Here is a 17,469-nt window from a genome sequence, read left to right on the forward strand (position 1 = left end):
CACTCGCCGACGGATCGTCCGCAGACTGCCCCGGGGCGGCCACCCGCGCCGCCGGCCACACCACCCGCCGAACCGGAGAAACCACCATGCGACGTCCCGCCACCGCCTGCGCCGCGCTCGCCGCGGCCGGAGCGCTCGCCCTCGCCCTGCCCGCCACCGCCTTCGCCGCCGACGGCGTGCTCACCGTCGGCGGCCACCGCTACGAGAACCCGAGCGGCTGCTACAACGGGGACCTCCGGCCCCTCGCCGTCAGCAACCGCACCGACGGGCTCGTCCGCGTCTACACCCGGCAGGACTGCACCGGCCAGGTGGTCGCCCTCCTCGCGCCCGGCAGCGAGGGCCTGTACGAGTTCGGCACGAGCGTCGACGTGCGCTGACCCGTCCGGCCGCACGAGTACGCCGCGGCCCCGCACGGGAGGTCGGACCGGCCCGCTTCCCGTGCGGGCGGGCACCACCGTCCCGAGCCGGGGCCGAGGCTCCGCCGGAGCCGAGCCGACGGCGGGGTGGCCCCGGCCGGTCCGGCGCAGCCGCCCCGCGGTGGGCGGCCCGGACGGCGGGGCGCCCGGCCGGGCCGCCCGAGGCTCCGACGGGGCCTCAGCGGGGGCGCGACCCGCCCTGCCGTCCACCACCGTCGGCGCCGCCGCGACCGCCACCACGGCGCCCACCGCCCTGGCCCTGGCCTCCCTGGCCGCTGCGCCCCTGACCGTTCTGGCCCTGGCCGCCCTGGCCGCCCTGACCACCCTGACCGCGACCGCTCCGTCCCTGCTCCTTGCCCTGGCCCTTGCCCTGACCCTGGCCCTGGCCCTGACCGCCCTGGCGCCGGCCGCCGCCACGCGGCCCACCGCGCTGCCCACCGGTCGGCGCCCCGCGACCGACGCCTCGCCCGGCCGGTTCGGCGGGTGCCGTCTCCGGCCAGTGCCCCGGGCGCTTCAGCGCCTCCGGCAGGCGGGTCGTCGCGTCACCGCGCGCCGCGTTGAGCTGGGCCTGGGTGAGGAAGAGCGCCTCGGTGAGATCGGCACCCGCCAGATCGGCGTCCCGCAGGTCCGCGCCGATCAGGTCGGCCAGCCGCAGGTCCGCGCCGGACAGGTCGGCCGCGACGAGCAGGGCACCGCGCAGGCTGGCGCCGCGCAGGTCCGCACCGCGCAGGCGGGCGCCGAACAGGTCCGCGCCCCGGTGGTCGCGGCGGCGCGGAACGGCGGCCCGGACCAGCTCGCTCGCCTTCAGCAGCAGCTCGGCCACGCGCTGCCGGTGCCCGGGCACGTCGACCGCCAGGACCTCCTCGGGCGTGCCGCCGGCGAGCCGCCCGGTCTCCTCCAGCGCCGCGCGCAGTTCGGCGTGGACCGGGCGTGCGGGGGCGAAGGTGAGCGCCTCGGTGAGGTACCAGAGCAGCTCGTGCAGCTGCCGCACCACCGGGAACACCTCGAACATCCGCGCTCCGCTCTCCGGAGCCTCCCGCCAGCTGCGCCCGCCGAAGGTGACCTGCGACACGTGCTGGCCCGCACCGAAGCAGTCGTAGACCGTGCAGCCGGTGAAACCGGTGTCGCGCAGCCGCTCGTGGATGCCGCAGGTGAAGTCGGTCTGCAGGTTCCGGCACGGGCTGCCGGCGGACTTGTTCACGGCGAAGTCGGTGCCGGCGGCGAACGGCAGCGCGACGCAGCACAGCCCGAAGCAGCTCCCGCAGTCGGAGACGAGGTCGAGGCTGGGGACGGTCACGATGCTGTCGTTCCTCCGGTCGCGCGCAGTGGGTGCGCTGTAGAGCGTACCGACAGGCCGGAACGGCGGTCGGTTAGTGTGGTCGGCCGGTGTCGGTTCGACCGGGACGCGACCGTCCGGGCGGAAGTACGGCGGAAGTACCTGCCGGCCCGGACGAAAGCAGGACGGAACCAGCGCGGATCCGGACGGCTCCGGGGGCCGCGCAGGACGAGGGCGGCACCACGCGGGGCACACCGCACAGCGTGGCACGACACGGCACGGCACATCGAGCAGCACAGCACAGTGGAGGAACCAGGCATGTCCCGGCACGACGTGGCGCCGTACCCGGACACCGACGGAACCGGGGACGCCGCAGCCGCAGCCGTCGGCGCGGCCACCGGCCGACCCACCGCCCTCCGCCTCCCCCCGCGCGCCCGCACGATCGCGCTCACCGCGCTCTGCTTCGCCGTCTGCCTCGCCATCGGCGCCCAGCAGTGGACCACCGCCCAGCTGGGCGGCTTCGACCTCGGCATCTTCGACCAGGGCGTGCGCGGCTACGCGAACCTCGGACTGCCGGTGTCGACGCTCAAGAGCTACCACCACGAGTTCCCGCCCGGCTTCTCGCTCCTCGGCGACCACTTCTCCCCGGTGATCGCCCTGATGGCGCCGCTCTACTGGCTCTGGGACGACCCGCGCTCGCTCCTCCTCGGCCAGGCCCTCTGCTTCGCGGCCGGTGTGCCGCTGATCCGCCGCGTCGCCGACCACTGCTTCGCCGGCGCCGACCCGCGCACCGCCCGCCGTGCCGCCGACCTGGCCGCGCTCGCGTACGGGCTGGGCTGGCCGCTGCTGGTGGCCTCGCGCGGCGGCTTCCACGAGGTGGCGTTCGCGGTGCCGCTCACCCTGCTGATGCTGGAGCGCGGGCTGGCCCGCCGCTACGGCACCGCCGCGCTCGCCGCGCTGCTGCTCTGCTGCACCAAGGAGGACATGGGGCTGGCGGTCGGCGCGTACGGGCTGGTGCTGCTGCTGCGGGCCCGCCGGGACACCGATCCGGCGCGGCGCCGGCAGACCGCCCGCTGGGGCACCGGCCTGCTGGTCGGCGGGCCGCTCGCCTCGGCCGTCGCGATCGCCTGGCTGGTCCCGGCGATGGGCGGGGTGCCCGGCTACTACTGGAACTACCAGGCGCTCGGCGAGGACGGCGGCTCGGCCGTCGCCAACGTGCTGTCCGACCCGACCCGGCTCGTCTCGGCCTTCGTCGACGCACCGCTCAAGCCGCTGCTGCTGCTCTGGATCTTCGGCACGCTCCTCCTCCTGCCGCTGCGCTCCGCGACGATCCTCTGCGCCCTGCCGCTGCTCGCCGAGCGGGTGCTCTCCAGCAACCCGAACCACTGGTCGATCGCCCGGCACTACGACGCGTTCCTCTGGCCGATCCTGCTGGTCGCCGCCCTGGAGGTGCTGGGCCGCCGCCACGACCGCGTCCTGACCCGGCGCCTCGGCGTGGCGGCCGCGGCCCTCACCGTCGCGGTGGCGCTGCCGCTCGGGGCGGCGAACCTGTTCGTGCCCGGCTACTGGCAGCCGAAGACGAGCGAGGCCGCGCTGCTGCGCGGTGCCGAGCGGATCCCGGACGGCGCCTCCGTCGAGGCCGACAACCAGGCCGCGCCCAGGCTGACCGCCCGGACCGACGTGGTCCTCGTGGACGAGAAGCCGCGCGGCCGCGAGTACGTGCTGATCCGTGCCGACAAGCGGTCCTTCCCGTTCCGGACCGACCGCGAGCAGGCGGCCAGGATCGAGCTGCTGCTGGCGCACGGCTACCGGACGCTCTGGTCGGAGGACGGTGTCGTCCTGCTGCACCGGGAGAGCACCGAGCCGGTCCCCGGCGAGCACGTGCCCGGCCCGGACAGCACCCCGTACCAGGACGAGGTCCCGTCGGACGTCGGCCACAACCTCTTCCGGGGCTGACCGGCCGGACCCCCGGGCCGGGTGGCGGGGGCGTCGGCTTGTAGCTTCGTGATCATGGAACAACCGACCGGAACCACCACCGACCAGGCACCGGCCGACCCGGCCGCCACCGACGACCTGCTGGCCACCCAGCCCGTCGGCTACTGGAGCGGACTGGCCCACGCGGCCGTCACCCGGCACCTGCGCGACGCCATGGCCGGGATCGACGCCACCCAGCCCCAGTACTGGGTGCTCAACCGCGTGAACGGCGGGCCCGCGGCGCCGGTCCGCGAGGAGGTGGTCGCCCAGCTGTCGCCGCTCGCGGACGGGCCGCACGAGATCGGCCGGGTCGTCGACCAGCTGCTCCACCGCGGCTGGCTCCGCGCCGACGCCGAACGGCGCCTGCACCTCACCGACGCCGGGGAGGCCGCCAGGCTGAGGCTGCGCGCGCTGGTGACCGAGCTGCGCGCCGTGGTCCACCAGGGCATCGACGACGAGGAGTACGCCGCCGCCCTCCGGGTGCTGCGCCGGATGATCGCCAACGTCGAGGGAGCCGAGCGGCCCTGAGAAGTGTTTGCAAAGTCCCACTTTGCAAAGTCCCGCCGGGTCCGCGACACCGGGAACCTCCCCCAGCCTCCGGCCGGGAGGTACCCCCACCCCAGCCTCCCGCCGGGAGGTGCCCCCACCGGCCCGGGCCTGGTCCGACGGGACTTTGCAAAGAGGCCCTGCGGCTGCCCTGGCGTCCGTCCCACACCTGCACACCCGCCGACTGCCGACGGCCGGCCGCCGACGGCCGCCGGCTGCTACGCCTCGCACTCCTCGAACGGCAGCAGCTCCGGGCGCTTCGGCGGGCGGCCGTCACCGGAGGAGCGGCCGGTGAGCCGGCGGCCGACCCACGGGCCCAGGTGGGTCCGGGCCCAGCGGGCGTCGGCGGCCAGCTTCTCGGTGCGGCGGGGCGGGGCGGCGGGCGGCAGCGGCGCGCGCCAGTCGAAGGCGGCGGGGCGGCCGAGCGCCTCCAGCACGGCCTCGGCGACCCGGCGGTGGCCCTCGGGCGAGAGGTGCAGCCGGTCCTCGGCCCAGAGCCTGCGGTCGTCGAAGCAGGGCGCCGAGAAGAGGTCGACCACGGCGATGCCCGGGTCCTGGGCGAGCTCGTGGACGAAGCCCTTCATCCGCAGGATGGCCGGGAGCAGCCGGGCCGAGCCCGCCATCCGCCGGGTCGGGTCGGTGCTGGTGAACATGACCACGGTGGCGCCGGTGGCGCGCAGCACGGTGGCGGAGCGGCCGAGGAGCTCCTCGACGCGGGCGACGTCGCAGCGCGGCCGCAGCACGTCGTTGAGGCCGCCGGCGAGGGTGACCAGTTCGGCGCCCATCGCGGCGGCGGTGTCGATCTGCTCGTCGTGGATCTGGCCGATGAGCTTGCCGCGGACGGCGAGGTTGGCGTACCGGAAGTCCCCGGCCGGGTGCTCGGCGGCGAGGCGGTCGGCGAGGCGGTCCGCCCAGCCCCGGTAGTGGCCGTCGGACCGCAGCTCGTCGCACATGCCCTCGGTGAAGGAGTCTCCGACGGCGACGTAACTGCTGTAGGTGGTGGGCGCGTGGCGCACGGCGTTCTCCGCAGTCTTCTCGATGGCCCGACGATCGTACGCGCAGGGCCGGTGCCCCTTCCGGCGGCACCCCCGCCGGGCCGCCGGGCCGGGGCGGGCGACAAGCGGATGCCGATCCGCCGTTTATCGCCGCCCGGCAGAGTCGTGCGGGTCGGGAGGGACGGCCGCGAGCAGCGCGGGCCGTCTGCGCGGATCGACGACCGGCATCGGGGGGTTCCGGACGCGGCGGCGAATTCCCGGCACCGCCGGGCCGCGGGTGCGGCGCCTCCCACACGGGCGCCCCCGCGGCCGGGTCGCGTCCCGGGACGGAAGCCACCGGAACAGGGGCCGGGCCCGGGCGGCGGCGCGGACGCCCGGGCCGACGGAGCCGGGGGCGGACTCCGGCGGGTCGGCCTGCGGCGGGGTCGGCTAGCCCGCGAGCACCGCGCCGTCCGCCGCTTCTGCCGCCGCCTCCACCGCCGCCTCCGAGGCGCCTTCCGGACCCACCCCGGCCGACGGCCCGGCCGGCAGCCGGCCTGACGCCGCGTCCGGCTCCCCCGTGATCCAGTGCGACCGCACCGCGTCGGTCGGCCGCTGCTCGCCGAGCGCCGGGAGTCCCCAGGCACCGAGCGCGTCGACGACCGGGCGGAGGGCGGCCCCGCGGTCGGTCAGCTCGTAGACGGTGGCGTTGGCCGGCCGCTCCAGCCGGCGACGGCCCACCAGCCCCTCGCCCTCCAGCTGCTTGAGGCGCGCGGCGAGGATGTCGGTGGAGACGCCGGGCAGGTCGGCGTGGAGGTCGGTGTAGCGGCGCGGGCCGGCGAGGAGTTCACGGACGATCAGGAGGCTCCAGCGCTCCCCCACCGCGTCCAGGGCGCGGGCGACGGCGCAGTACTGGTCGTAGCTTCGGCGTGACATGTGGATCAGCATAGCCAAAAGGTTGGACTTTCCAAGTGCTTACTTGGTAGAACAAAGCAACCAGGATCGATGCGGTGCGACGGTCGGGAGGCCGCAGATGGAGTTTCGGCAGTCCAGCAAGCTGAATGACGTGTGCTACGAGATCCGCGGGCCGGTGGTCGACCAGGCCAACGCGCTGGAGGAGGCCGGGCACAGCGTGCTCCGGCTGAACACAGGCAACCCGGCCGCGTTCGGCTTCGAGGCGCCCGAGGAGATCATCCAGGACATCATCCGCAACCTCCCCAACGCCCACGGCTACAGCGACTCCCGCGGCATCCTGCCCGCCCGGCGCGCCGTCGTGCAGTACTACCAGCAGCGCGGCGTCAGCGGCGTCACCGTCAACGACGTCTTCCTCGGCAACGGCGTCTCCGAGCTGATCCAGATGGCCGTCACCGCACTGGTGGACGACGGTGACGAGGTGCTCGTCCCGATGCCGGACTACCCGCTCTGGACCGCCGTGGTCCGGCTGGCGGGCGGCAAGGCCGTGCACTACGCCTGCGACGAGCAGGCGGAGTGGTACCCGGACCTCGACGACATCGCGTCCAAGATCACCGCCCGCACCAAGGCCATCGTCGTCATCAACCCCAACAACCCCACCGGCGCGGTCTACCCGAAGGAGCTGCTGGAGGGCATCCTCGACCTCGCCCGCCGGCACCAGCTGATGGTCCTCGCCGACGAGATCTACGACAAGATCCTCTACGACGGCACCGAGCACCACTGCCTGGCCGCACTCGCCGAGGACGTCCTCACCCTCACCTTCAACGGCCTCTCCAAGTCCTACCGGGTGGCCGGCTTCCGCAGCGGCTGGCTGGTCGTCTCCGGGCCCAAGCAGCACGCGTCCGACTACCTGGAGGGCCTCACCATGCTCTCCGGCATGCGGCTCTGCCCCAACGTCCCGGCCCAGTACGCCGTCCAGGCCGCGCTCGGCGGCCACCAGTCCATCAACGACCTGGTCCTGCCCACCGGCCGCCTCACCGAGCAGCGCGACGTCGCCCACCGGGCGCTCAACGAGATCCCCGGCGTCAGCTGCGTCCGCCCCAAGGGCGCGCTGTACGCCTTCGCCAAGCTGGACCCCGCCGTCCACCGGATCGTCGACGACGAGCGCTTCGTGCTGGACCTGCTGCTCCGCGAGAAGATCCACGTCGTCCAGGGCACCGGCTTCAACTGGCCCCGCCCCGACCACTTCCGCTTCGTCACCCTCCCCCGGGCCGACGACCTGGAGACGGCGATCAACCGGATCGGCCGCTTCCTGGCCACCTACCGGCAGGTCTAGGCCCTCCCTTTCGGATCTCGCCGGGCCGCCACCGCCCGGGCCGGAGCCCCACCACCGGCACGGCACCGGGCACGGCACCGGGCAGGGGCACGCGAGCGCCTAGGCTGGGCTTCCATGACCGTTCTGCGCTCCGCCGTCCTCTTCGCCCTCGCCGCGGTCGCCGAGATCGGGGGCTGCTGGCTGATCTGGCAGAGCGTGCGCGAGGACCGGCCGTGGTGGCTGGCCGGCCTGGGGGTCGTCGTGCTCGGCGGGTACGGGTTCGTCGCCGCGCTCCAGCCCGACGCGGACTTCGGGCGGGTGCTGGCCGCCTACGGCGGGGTGTTCGTGGCCGGCTCGCTGCTCTGGGGGGTGGTCGTGGACGGCTTCCGGCCCACCCGCTACGACGTGCTCGGCGCGCTGGTCTGCCTCACCGGGGTCGCCGTGATCATGTACGGGCCCCGGCGCTGAGGCACCGGGGCCCGTGACGGCCGCCCGCCGAGCGCGGACCGGGCGTCCGACCGATCGGCGGAGCCGCGGGACAGGCGGAACGACAGGAACGGCAGGAACGACAGAACGGCAGGAACGGCAGAGCGGCAGGAGCGGCTACCGGCCCCAGCCGCCGCCCTGGCCGTCGTCGTCGTGGTCGCTGTCCCAGCCCTCGCCGACCGTGCGCAGGATCGTGTAGTGGTCGACCCGGGTGCCGTCCTCCTTCAGGGCGGTCACCGTCATCTCCGACTTCAGGCCCAGGTGCGCCGGCTTCACGTCGACCTTGATGAAGGAGTATCCGGTGTAGCGGACCCGCGACCACTCGACCGTCTCGGTCACCTTCACCCCGCCCTTGGCGAAGTGGTAGGTGTTCACCGCGTCGACCCGCTGCTCGTGGCCCTCGTAGGTGTCCGGCGCGTCGAAGCTGTACAGGCTGCGACCGGCCGCGCCCGCGGTCACGTACACCACGCCGTCCCTGGCCGGCTCGACGGTGCCGCCGCTCGGCACCGCCCGGGAGACCTTGTTGCCGAGTATCGCGTCGGTGCGCTCGTACACGTGGTTGTGGCCGTTGATCACCAGGTCGACCCGGTACTTCTCGAACAGCGGCACCCAGGCCTCGCGCACCCCGCCCTCGGAGGCGTGCTGGTGGGTCGTCGAGAACGCGCAGTGGTGGAAGAAGACGACCACGAAGTCGACGGTCTCGTCGTTCCGCAGGTCCTTCAGGGTCCGCTCCAGCCAGCGGGTCTGCTTGCCCGCCGAGATGCCCAGGTTCGCCGGGATCTCGTAGGAGACGTCGTTGGCGTCCAGCGAGATGACGCCCACGTTCTTGTAGCGGAACGAGTAGACGCCGGGGACGGCCCGCCGGTCCGGGCCGTTGTCCGGCAGGTAGAAGCGGGCGTTCTCGCCGCCGTAGCCGTTGGGCGAGTACCAGGCCTCCATGTCGTGGTTGCCGTAGGAGACCATCCACGGGACCTTCGACGCCACCGTCTCGGTCTGCGCCAGGAAGGCGTCCCAGGTCGCGGCGTTGTAGACCGACTTGTCGGAGTCCTGGCCGGAGCCGGCCGGGTCGGCGTAGCAGATGTCGCCGGCGTGCAGGTGGAAGGCCGGGTCCTGGGCCAGGATGACGTGGTCGTTGCCCTTGGCGTGGTCGCTCACGCCCTGGTCGCCGAAGGCGGTGAAGGTGAACGGCTCGTACACCTTGCCCCAGCGGTGGTCGCGCGAGGGCGCGGTGCGGAAGGTGCCCAGGGTGGAGACCGCCTGCTGCGAGGCCGGGTCGAAGCCCTGGTGGCCGACGCCGTAGTAGTAGGTGGTGTCGGGGGCGAGGTCCTCCAGCGCCACGTGCAGGTAGTACTGGTCCACCGGCTGACCGGTCGGGGTGAGCGCCGGGGTGTGCAGCGCGCGCACCTCCGCCTCGATCCTGTGGCCGAGGTCCCAAGGGTGCCTGCCGTAGCGCAGGAAGGGCCGCTTCACGGGGGCCGGGACCTGCCAGGAGACCCGGAACTGGGTGTCCGGCTCGGGGCCGAAGGCCAGGTGGCGGCCGATCGGGGCGACCAGCGAGCCGTCGATGCCCGCCGCCGTACCCCCCGTCAGCAGCTGCGGCGAGACCGGGGCCGCCGTGGCGGTGCCGCTGCCCAGCGCGCCGCCCACCGCCAGCGCGCTCACCGAGACGGCTCCGGCGCGCAGCATCCGGCGGCGCGAGAACCGGGCCCGCAGGTACTCGTGCTGCTCGGCCATGCTCATGCGTTCGGCGAGCTTCGCGGGCACGCCCATGTTCGGAGTTTCCATGAACCGGACTCTTCCAGCGGCGTGTTGACCGCACACGGACGCCCGGTGAACGAGCCCCGGCGCACCGGTCAGTCGGACGCCAATGTTCTGCCATGCCTCGGCAAAGGCCCCCTCGGGACCGGCCGCCACCCCGCCCACCTGGCAGGATCATCCCCCATGGCACGGATCCTGATCTACCGTCGCAACCTCCGCTTCCCGCACGCCTCGGCCCTGGACGGCTCCCGGGCGCTGGAGGAGCTCGGCGTGCGGCACGGCTTCACCGCCGACGCCACCGAGGACCCGGCCGTCTTCCGGCCCGACGTCCTGCGCCGGTACGCGGCCGTGGTCTTCCTCTCCACCGGCGGCGAGGTCCTCGACGAGGCCGGGCAGGACGCCCTGCGCGCGCACCTGACCGCCGGTCACGGCTGGCTGGGCGTGCACGCGGCCTCGACCACCGCGTACGAGTGGCCGTGGTTCGAGGGCCTGGTGGGCGCCAGGTTCGACCGGCACCCGCCGATCCAGCGCGCGTACGTCGCGGTCGCCGACGCAGGCCACCCGGCCACCGCCCACCTCCCGGCGCGCTGGGAGTGGACCGACGAGTGGTACGACTTCCGCTCCGACCCGCGCGAGCGGGGCGCCCGCGTCCTGCTCACCGTCGACGAGGCCGACTACCGGGGGGCCTCGATGGGGCTCGCCGACCGCCACCCGATCGCCTGGTGCGGTGAGCACGACGGCGTCCCCACCTTCTACACCTCCCTCGGCCACGCCCCCGAGGCGTACGCGGACCCGGCCTTCCGCGCCCACCTGCTCGGGGGGCTGCGGCACGTCCTGGCCTGAGCGCGCACCGGAGCCCCGGCGGCAACGGGTGTCACGGCAGCCGGGCACGCGCCGGACCCGCCCGGAGCGAGGGGCTCCGGGCGGGTCCGGCGTTCCGACGGTCAGCTGTTCCCGTGTTCCCGACGTCCTGCGTTCCTAGCAGTCGTCGTCGTGCTTCCTGTTGGTCAGCACGACGGTGACGCAGTCATCGTCGTCGACCGTGTAGGGGCAGGTCACCGGGTCGCGCGGAAGGTCGTAGCCGGGGGGCGCGACGGTCTCCCGCAGGTAGTACTGGCCCGCGGGCAGGTGCCGGAAGTCGCACCCGCCGTCCGCCTTGGTGGTGCAGGACGCCCCGGTCCGGGTGTCCGGGTTCGCACCGGACGTCTGCAGGCCGAGGATGCCGTTGGTCTCCTTCCACAGCTCGAACACCGCGCCGCTCAGCGGCCGGCCCGTCTCGGCGTCCTTCTTGGTGAGGTGGATCGAGCCGTCGGCCGGGGGCTTCGGCGACGGGCAGTCGCGCGCCGTGATCTGCACGCCCTGCTGCGCGTTCTCCGGCGTCAGGACCAGCGGACCGAACACCGGGTTGGCCGGGAGCTGGTACCCGGGAGGAGCGGCGGTCTCACGCCAGTAGTAGCCGCCCACCTCGACCGTCCTGGTGCAGAGGCCGTTCGCACCCGTGGTGCACGGCGCGCCGACCTGGGTGTCCGGGTTCACGCCGGAGGTCTGGAGACCGGGGATGCCGTTGGTCTCCTTCCACAGCTCGAACACCGCGCCGGCGAGCACGGCGCCCGTGTTCGCGTCCTTCTTGAGGACCCGCACCTCGCCCGTCACCGGGGGCTGCGGCTGGTCGGCGGCGGTGACCTGCACGCCCTGGGCGGCATTGGCCGGCGTCAGGACCAGCGGACCGAACACCGGATTCGCCGGAAGCTGGTACCCCGACGGGGCAGCGGTCTCACGCCAGTAATAGGTACCGACCTCGACCGTCCGGGTGCACAGGCCATTCGCACCCGTCGTGCACGACGTACCGACCTGGGTGTCCGGGTTCACACCCGACGTCTGAAGACCCGGAATCCCGTTGGTCTCCTCCCACAGTTCGAACACACCACCCGCAAGCGGCGCAGCCGTGTTCGCATCCGTCTTCAGAACCCGCACCTCACCCGTCACCGGCGGCTGCGGCTGGTCGGCAGCGGTGACCTGCACACCCTGGGCGGCATTGGCCGGCGTCAGGACCAGCGGACCGAACACCGGATTCGCCGGAAGCTGGTACCCCGACGGGGCAGCGGTCTCACGCCAGTAATAGGTACCGACCTCGACCGTCCGGGTGCACAGACCGTTCGCACCCGTCGTGCACGACGTACCGACCTGGGTGTCCGGGTTCACACCCGACGTCTGAAGACCCGGAATCCCGTTGGTCTCCTCCCACAGCTCGAACACACCACCCGCAAGCGGCGCAGCCGTGTTCGCATCCGTCTTCAGAACCCGCACCTCACCCGTCACCGGCGGCTGCGGCTGGTCGGCAGCGGTGACCTGCACACCCGCCGCCGCGTTCTCCGGCGTCAGCACCAGCGGACCGAACACCGGATTCGCGGGCAGTTGGTATCCCGGTGGAGCGGCGGTCTCACGCCAGTAGTACGTCCCGACCTCGACCGTCCGGGTGCAGAGGCCGTTCGCCCCCGTGGTGCAGGACCCGCCCACCTGGGTGTCCGGGTCCGCGCCCGACGTCTGCAGGCCGGGAACGCCGTTGGTCTCCTCCCACAGCTCGAAGACGCCACCCGCAAGCGGCGCATCCGTCACCGAGTCCGTCTTCAGGACCCGCACCTCGCCCGTGACCGGGGTGGTGCCGCAGTCGGGAAGGCTTCCGTTGAAGGGCCAGGCATGGAACTCCTGGCCGCCGCCCCCGGTGGCCAGGCTGGTGTGGTTGAGCGAGCCGGCCGTGAAGAAGCGGCCGTTGACCCCGGCGAGGGTGACCGTGCTCACCGAGGCCTGCTCGCCGATCAGGAAGCTGCCCTGGAACTGGCCGGTGCCGGCCAGGCTGACGACGGAGGCGTCGGGGAAGTTCCAGAGCAGGTGGTCGCGGTAGGCGTTGAGCGGGTCGTCGCTGTCGTTGATGCCGCCGCTGAAGGTGTTCAGGGCCCGGGTGGCCCCGGTCACGTTGACCAGGATCGTGGCGCCCGCGGGGATGTTCGCGAAGACGATGCCCTGCTGGCCGCCGGTCGGGCCGGTGAGGTCGAAGTCGACGTTGAACACCTGGAGGGCCGAGCTGCCGTCGCCGGTGAACAGGGTCTGCCCGCCCTGGTTCACCGCGGTGCCGGTGGCGGTGCGGGGCGTGCCGTTGACCCGGGCGTAGCAGTCGGACGCGGAGCTGAGCTGGTCGCGCAGGCCGCTGTAGGGCTGGACGGCGTTGGGGTCGGTGACCAGGGTGCCGGTGACCGTGCCGGTGACCGTGCCGGCGTGGCGGACGACACCGCCCTCGGCGACCAGGGTCTGGCCGGGGACGACCGTGATGCTGCCGCCGGTGGTGAGGAAGTCGGCCCCGTCCGACGGGGGTACGCGGGAGCCGACGCCGGCGATGCCGACGTTGTAGATGGAGCTGACTCCCAGCTCCTTGGCCTGGCTGAAGTTGTTGAGGACGACGACGCGTCCCTCGGCCTCGGCGGCGCGGCCGGTGACCGAGAAGTCGCCGCCGACGAAGACGTTGACGCCGTTGTCCCGGCCGGCGAACGGGCCGTTGTTGATCGAGCTCGGGTACGGGTCCGGGCAGTCGCCCGGGACGCAGGGCCCCAGGCCGCCGGGGAGCGGTGCGGCGACGGCTGTGACCGCCCCGGGGCCGAGGGCGAGCACCGGGACGAGGGCCGAGATGACGGTACAGGGGATGGCGAGTGCTCCGGCGCGTCTGCGGACGCGGGAGAGCAGCCGGTTGAAGGAAGCCATAGTCGTAGCGTCCGGCAGCTTGTACGAATCGGGTCACCGGTGGGGTGGCCACCTACGCTGATGCGGTGACCCGGCGTACCCGCTCAGACCAACCGTCACCCAGGCGGCGGGCAGGGGCACCGGGCACGGGCGGCGGCCACAGCGGGCAGGCGGGCAGGCGGGCAGGCGGGCAGGCGGGCAGGCGGGCAGGCGGGCAGGATCACCGTCCACGGGGGCGGGCGGCCTCGGGGGGACGGTACGCGCCCGCCCGCTCAGGCGGACTCGTCCCAGGGGGAGGGGGCCCGGTTGCCGGTGCCGTCGCAGGTGCGGCAGATCTCGTCGCGGTAGGCGTGCTTGGCGCCGGTGGCGTCGACCCGGTAGCGCACGTAGACGCCGGTGCCGTCGCAGAGGAAGCAGTTGCCGCCGCCTCCGCCGACCTCGGTGGTGCCGGTGCCCTGGCAGGTCCGACAGCTGAGGCCGGCGGTGCGGCCGGTGCCCGCGCAGATGCGGCAGACCGTGGTCATCGTCTTCCTCCCGGGTCGGAACCAAGGTCATGCTAGGCCCTGTCATGGCCCGTAAACCCCGGGCCGTCCGCTTCGGGCCGCTTTCGCCGGGGCCCCTGGGGCTCGCGGGATCCCCGGGGCCGCCGGGGATCCCGGGCGGTGCCGGACCCGGCGCGCGGGGCGGTCAGCCCGACAGGCCCTCGCGGACGCGGCGGGAGACCGCGATCTGCTGGAGGTCGAGCATCCCCGGCGGGTCGGCGAGGCCGGGGCCGCCGGCCTGCACCCACTCGGCGATCTCCTCGATCATGTCGTCGGCGAGGACCCAGCCCAGCCAGACGGGGCGCCCGCCGGCCGCGCGGCCCTCGCTGGAGGGGCCGACCACCACGACGTTCGAGTGCGCACAGGTGTCGAGGCACTTGACGGCCCGGACCCGGCCCGCGTCGCCGACCGCCGTGCGCAGCCGGTCGTACTGGCCGGCGTGGTCTATGCCCGGGTGCTTCTGCTCCGTGCCGCAGCAGCAGCCCCGGCAGACGGTGACCGTCACGGGGGACGCCGGGCCCTGCTTGCCGGGGCGCTCGCGGTCTCGGCGGCTCATCGTGTCTCAGTTCTCCTCTCGGCGCGGGGTCTCGTGGCGCGCCTCGTTGTCCAGGGCCCGCCGCCACGCCCGTTCGCGCAGCAGCCGCAGGCCGTTGAGGCCGACGATCACGGTGGAGCCCTCGTGCCCGGCGACGCCGAGCGGCAGTGGCAGCGTACCTGCCAGGTCCCAGACGACCAGGAGGGTGATGAACGCCCCGGCGATCACCAGGTTCTGCACCACCAGTCGGCGGGCCCGCCGGGAGAGCGCCACCACGGCCGGGACGGCGGTGAGCTCGTCGCGGACGACGACCGCGTCGGCGGTCTCCAGGGCGAGGTCCGAGCCGGCCCGGCCCATCGCCACCCCGGTGTGTGCGGCCGCCAGCGCGGGGGCGTCGTTGACGCCGTCGCCGACCATCAGCACCCGGTGGCCGGCGTCGGCCAGTTCGCGGACGGCCGCGGCCTTCTCCTGGGGCAGCAGTCCGCCCCGGACGCGGGTCAGCCCGACCTGGCGGGCCAGGTGCTCGGCGGCGCGGGGGTTGTCGCCGGTGAGCAGTACCGGCGGGCGGCCGGTCAGGGCGGTGAGTGCGCGGACGGCGGTGGCGGCGTGTTCGCGGGGGCGGTCGGCGAGGCCGAGGACGCCGACCGGTTCGCCGTCGCGGAGCACGAGGACGGCGGTGCGGCCGACCGCTTCCAGGGCGGTGACCTCGGGGTGGTCGCGGTAGGGGCCGGGGGCGCCGACGGCGACGACCGCGCCGTCCACCACCGCGCGGACGCCGACGCCCGGGGTGGCGGTGAAGTCGGTGGCCGTCGGGACGGTGATGCCGCGTTCGCGGGCGGCGGCGACGACGGCGCGGGCGAGCGGGTGCTCGCTGGGGTGTTCGGCGGCGGCGGCGAGCCCCAGCAGTTCGAGGCCGGTGAGGCCGCCGGTCGGGCGGAGGTCGGTGACCCGGGGCGTGCCCTCGGTGAGGGTGCCGGTCTTGTCCAGGGCGACGGCGTCGGTCCGGCCGAGCCGTTCCATCACGACCGCCGACTTGACCAGCACGCCGTGCCGTCCGGCGTTGGCGATGGCGGAGAGCAGCGGCGGCATGGTGGCGAGGACCACGGCGCAGGGCGAGGCGACGATCATGAAGGTCATGGCGCGCAGCAGGGTGCCGGACAGGTCGGCCCCGAGGGCGAGCGGGACGGCGAAGAGCAGCAGGGTGGCGGCCACCAGGCCGACGGCGTAGCGCTGTTCGACCTTCTCGACGAAGAGCTGGGTGGGGGCCTTGGTCTCGGAGGCCTCGGCGACCATGGCGACGATCCGGGCGATCACGGTGTCGGCGGCGTCCCGTTCGACGCGGATGCGCAGTGTGCCGGCGCCGTTGAGGGTGCCCGCGTAGACCTCGTCGCCGGCGGTCTTGGGGGCGGGGAGCGGTTCGCCGGTGATGGTGGCCTGGTCGACGTCGCTCCTGCCGTCGAGGACGCGGCCGTCGGCGCCGATCCGCTCGCCGGGGCGGACCAGCACGGTGTCGCCGACGGCGAGTTCGGTGGTGGGGACGGTCTCCTCGGTGCCCGTCGGACCGGTGCCGGTGCCGGTGCCGTCCTCGCGGAGCCGGGTGGCGGTGGCGGGGGCGAGGTCGAGCAGGCCGCGGACGGAGTCGGCGGTGCGGGCGGTGGCCAGGGCCTCCAGGGCGCCGCTGGTCGCGAAGATCACGATCAGCAGGGCGCCGTCCGCGACCTGCCCGATGGCGGCGGCGCCGAGGGCGGCGACCACCATCAGCAGGTCGACGTCGAGGGTCCGTTGGCGCAGTGCCCGCAGTCCGGCCAGGGCCGGCTCCCATCCGCCGGCCAGGTACGCGGCGGCGTAGAGGGTGCCGGACGCCCAGCCGGGGCCGCCGGGCAGCTGGACGGCGAGTGCGGTCAGGAAGGCCACCAGGGCGGCGGCGGCCCAGCGCGTCTCCGGCAGGGCGAGCGCCCGGGTGCGGTGGGGCTGCGGTACGGCGGGCGGGGCGGGCGCGGGCGGCCGGGCGAGCACGGTGGCGGACATGGGCGTCACGATACAGGAACACATGAACACACCTTCATGTGTTCATATGGACGGCCGCCCGGGCCTGGGACCGGCCCCGTAGGATTCCCCCATGGGACACTCAGCCGCCGAGCACGCCGTGCCGAAGATGCGCCTGGACGCGTCCAACGCGGCCAAGGTGGCCAGTACGCTCCAGGCCCTCGCCACCCCCTCGCGCCTGCTGATACTCGCCCAGCTCCGCGAGGGCCCGCGGGCCGCCACCGAACTCGCCGACGCCGTCGGCATGGAGCAGTCCGCCTGCTCCCACCAGCTCCGACTGCTCCGCAACCTCGGCCTGGTGGTCGGCGAACGGCGCGGCCGCTCGGTCGTCTACTCGCTCCACGACGACCACGTCGCCGCCCTCCTCGACCAGGCCGTCTACCACGTCGACCACCTCCGCCTCGGCCTCACCGACGAGGGCTGACGGGGGCTGACGGGGGGCCGCGGGGGCTGAGGCCCCGGCGCCGAGGACGCGGCGGACACCGCGGCGGCGGCCTCAGCGCACCTCGTCCCCGGCCGCGCGGTCCTGGGCGTCCAGGACGGCTTCGCCGTGCCTCGCACCCCAGTCGCCCAGGGTCTCCAGGGCCGGCAGGAGGGTGCGGCCGAGCGGGGTGAGCCCGTACTCGACCCGGGGCGGGGACCCGGGGTGGCTGCACCGCTCCACCAGGCCGTTGTGTTCGAGGCGGCGCAGGTTCTCGGTCAGCACCTTGGCGCTGATCCCGCCGATCCGGGCGCGCAGCACGCCGGGGCGCTGCGGGGCGTCGCGCAGCGCCCAGAGCAGCACCGGGCTCCAGGTGTTGGCGAGCAGGTCGAAGGCCGCCCGGGCCCGGCAGTCGGCCAGATAGGTCCCGCCCGGATTCTCGTCCATCGCTCCCCCGCAGGTCGTCGGTCACGCACCGATCGGTAACCGGCGGCGCTCCTAGTGTCATCCCGAACGGGCCGAACGGGCCTGCACGG

The 17,469-nt window shown here is 74.2% G+C and carries 14 protein-coding genes and 2 pseudogenes; 7 read left to right on the forward strand and 9 right to left on the reverse strand.

Annotated features, from left to right (window positions below; all coding sequences use genetic code 11):
• Positions 1-86: 86 nt before the first annotated feature.
• The gene (locus tag OG550_RS08840; protein WP_327676129.1) at positions 87-377 is read left to right on the forward strand and encodes a hypothetical protein; all 291 of its coding nucleotides are present in this window, start codon (positions 87-89) and stop codon (positions 375-377) included.
• Positions 378-912: 535 nt separating this feature from the next.
• Here the strand turns inward: OG550_RS08840 and OG550_RS08845 are convergent.
• Positions 913-1,716, reverse strand: a pseudogene (locus tag OG550_RS08845) (pentapeptide repeat-containing protein); the annotation flags it as partial.
• A 294-nt stretch (positions 1,717-2,010) separates the two neighbouring features.
• Here OG550_RS08845 and OG550_RS08850 point away from each other — a divergent pair.
• Complete coding sequence (locus OG550_RS08850; protein ID WP_327676130.1) at positions 2,011-3,648, forward strand: DUF2079 domain-containing protein; 1,638 nt, start codon at positions 2,011-2,013, stop codon at positions 3,646-3,648.
• Between the two features lie 54 nt (positions 3,649-3,702).
• Positions 3,703-4,194: a MarR family winged helix-turn-helix transcriptional regulator gene (locus tag OG550_RS08855; protein WP_327676131.1), complete on the forward strand. Its 492-nt coding sequence runs from the start codon at positions 3,703-3,705 to the stop codon at positions 4,192-4,194.
• Positions 4,195-4,430: 236 nt separating this feature from the next.
• Here the strand turns inward: OG550_RS08855 and OG550_RS08860 are convergent, their stop codons facing one another.
• Positions 4,431-5,165: an SGNH/GDSL hydrolase family protein gene (locus tag OG550_RS08860; protein ID WP_442906139.1), complete on the reverse strand. Its 735-nt coding sequence runs from the start codon at positions 5,163-5,165 to the stop codon at positions 4,431-4,433.
• 605 nt (positions 5,166-5,770) lie between these two features.
• Positions 5,771-6,122 (reverse strand): annotated as a pseudogene (locus OG550_RS08865) (winged helix-turn-helix transcriptional regulator); the annotation flags it as partial.
• 97 nt (positions 6,123-6,219) lie between these two features.
• Between OG550_RS08865 and OG550_RS08870 the strand changes: the two are divergent.
• Positions 6,220-7,434 carry a pyridoxal phosphate-dependent aminotransferase gene (locus tag OG550_RS08870; RefSeq protein WP_327676133.1) on the forward strand — a complete coding sequence of 405 codons (1,215 nt, stop codon included), beginning with the start codon at positions 6,220-6,222 and terminating at the stop codon, positions 7,432-7,434.
• A gap of 114 nt (positions 7,435-7,548) precedes the next feature.
• Positions 7,549-7,881 (forward strand): YnfA family protein, encoded by a 333-nt coding sequence (locus OG550_RS08875; protein ID WP_327676134.1) that lies wholly within the window; start codon positions 7,549-7,551, stop codon positions 7,879-7,881.
• Between the two features lie 135 nt (positions 7,882-8,016).
• Here the strand turns inward: OG550_RS08875 and OG550_RS08880 are convergent, their stop codons facing one another.
• Complete coding sequence (locus OG550_RS08880) at positions 8,017-9,684, reverse strand: purple acid phosphatase family protein (RefSeq protein WP_327676135.1); 1,668 nt, start codon at positions 9,682-9,684, stop codon at positions 8,017-8,019.
• Positions 9,685-9,840: 156 nt separating this feature from the next.
• On the opposite strand from OG550_RS08880, the gene OG550_RS08885 reads away from it, so the two are divergent.
• Complete coding sequence (locus tag OG550_RS08885) at positions 9,841-10,500, forward strand: ThuA domain-containing protein (protein ID WP_327676136.1); 660 nt, start codon at positions 9,841-9,843, stop codon at positions 10,498-10,500.
• A gap of 135 nt (positions 10,501-10,635) precedes the next feature.
• Here OG550_RS08885 and OG550_RS08890 read toward each other — a convergent pair whose 3' ends face one another.
• From OG550_RS08890 to OG550_RS08905, 4 genes are all read right to left on the reverse strand, one after another.
• Entirely contained in the window at positions 10,636-13,410 is a 2,775-nt protein-coding gene (locus OG550_RS08890; protein WP_327676137.1) for a SpaA isopeptide-forming pilin-related protein, read from the reverse strand.
• 251 nt (positions 13,411-13,661) lie between these two features.
• Positions 13,662-13,913, reverse strand: a complete 252-nt coding sequence (locus OG550_RS08895; protein ID WP_327676138.1) for a hypothetical protein — start codon at positions 13,911-13,913, stop codon at positions 13,662-13,664.
• A gap of 163 nt (positions 13,914-14,076) precedes the next feature.
• Positions 14,077-14,487, reverse strand: coding sequence for a (2Fe-2S) ferredoxin domain-containing protein (locus tag OG550_RS08900; protein WP_327676139.1), 411 nt, complete (start codon positions 14,485-14,487; stop codon positions 14,077-14,079).
• 6 nt (positions 14,488-14,493) lie between these two features.
• Positions 14,494-16,494 (reverse strand): heavy metal translocating P-type ATPase, encoded by a 2,001-nt coding sequence (locus tag OG550_RS08905; RefSeq protein ID WP_327676140.1) that lies wholly within the window; start codon positions 16,492-16,494, stop codon positions 14,494-14,496.
• 91 nt (positions 16,495-16,585) lie between these two features.
• Here OG550_RS08905 and OG550_RS08910 point away from each other — a divergent pair, with 91 nt between their 5' ends.
• Positions 16,586-16,936, forward strand: coding sequence for an ArsR/SmtB family transcription factor (locus tag OG550_RS08910; protein WP_327676141.1), 351 nt, complete (start codon positions 16,586-16,588; stop codon positions 16,934-16,936).
• Between the two features lie 72 nt (positions 16,937-17,008).
• Here the strand turns inward: OG550_RS08910 and OG550_RS08915 are convergent, their stop codons facing one another.
• The gene (locus OG550_RS08915) at positions 17,009-17,380 is read right to left on the reverse strand and encodes a winged helix-turn-helix transcriptional regulator (RefSeq protein ID WP_327676142.1); all 372 of its coding nucleotides are present in this window, start codon (positions 17,378-17,380) and stop codon (positions 17,009-17,011) included.
• Between the last annotated feature and the right edge of the window lie 89 nt (positions 17,381-17,469).

The sequence above is a fragment of the Kitasatospora sp. NBC_00458 genome (genome assembly GCF_036013975.1).
Classification (GTDB): domain Bacteria; phylum Actinomycetota; class Actinomycetes; order Streptomycetales; family Streptomycetaceae; genus Kitasatospora.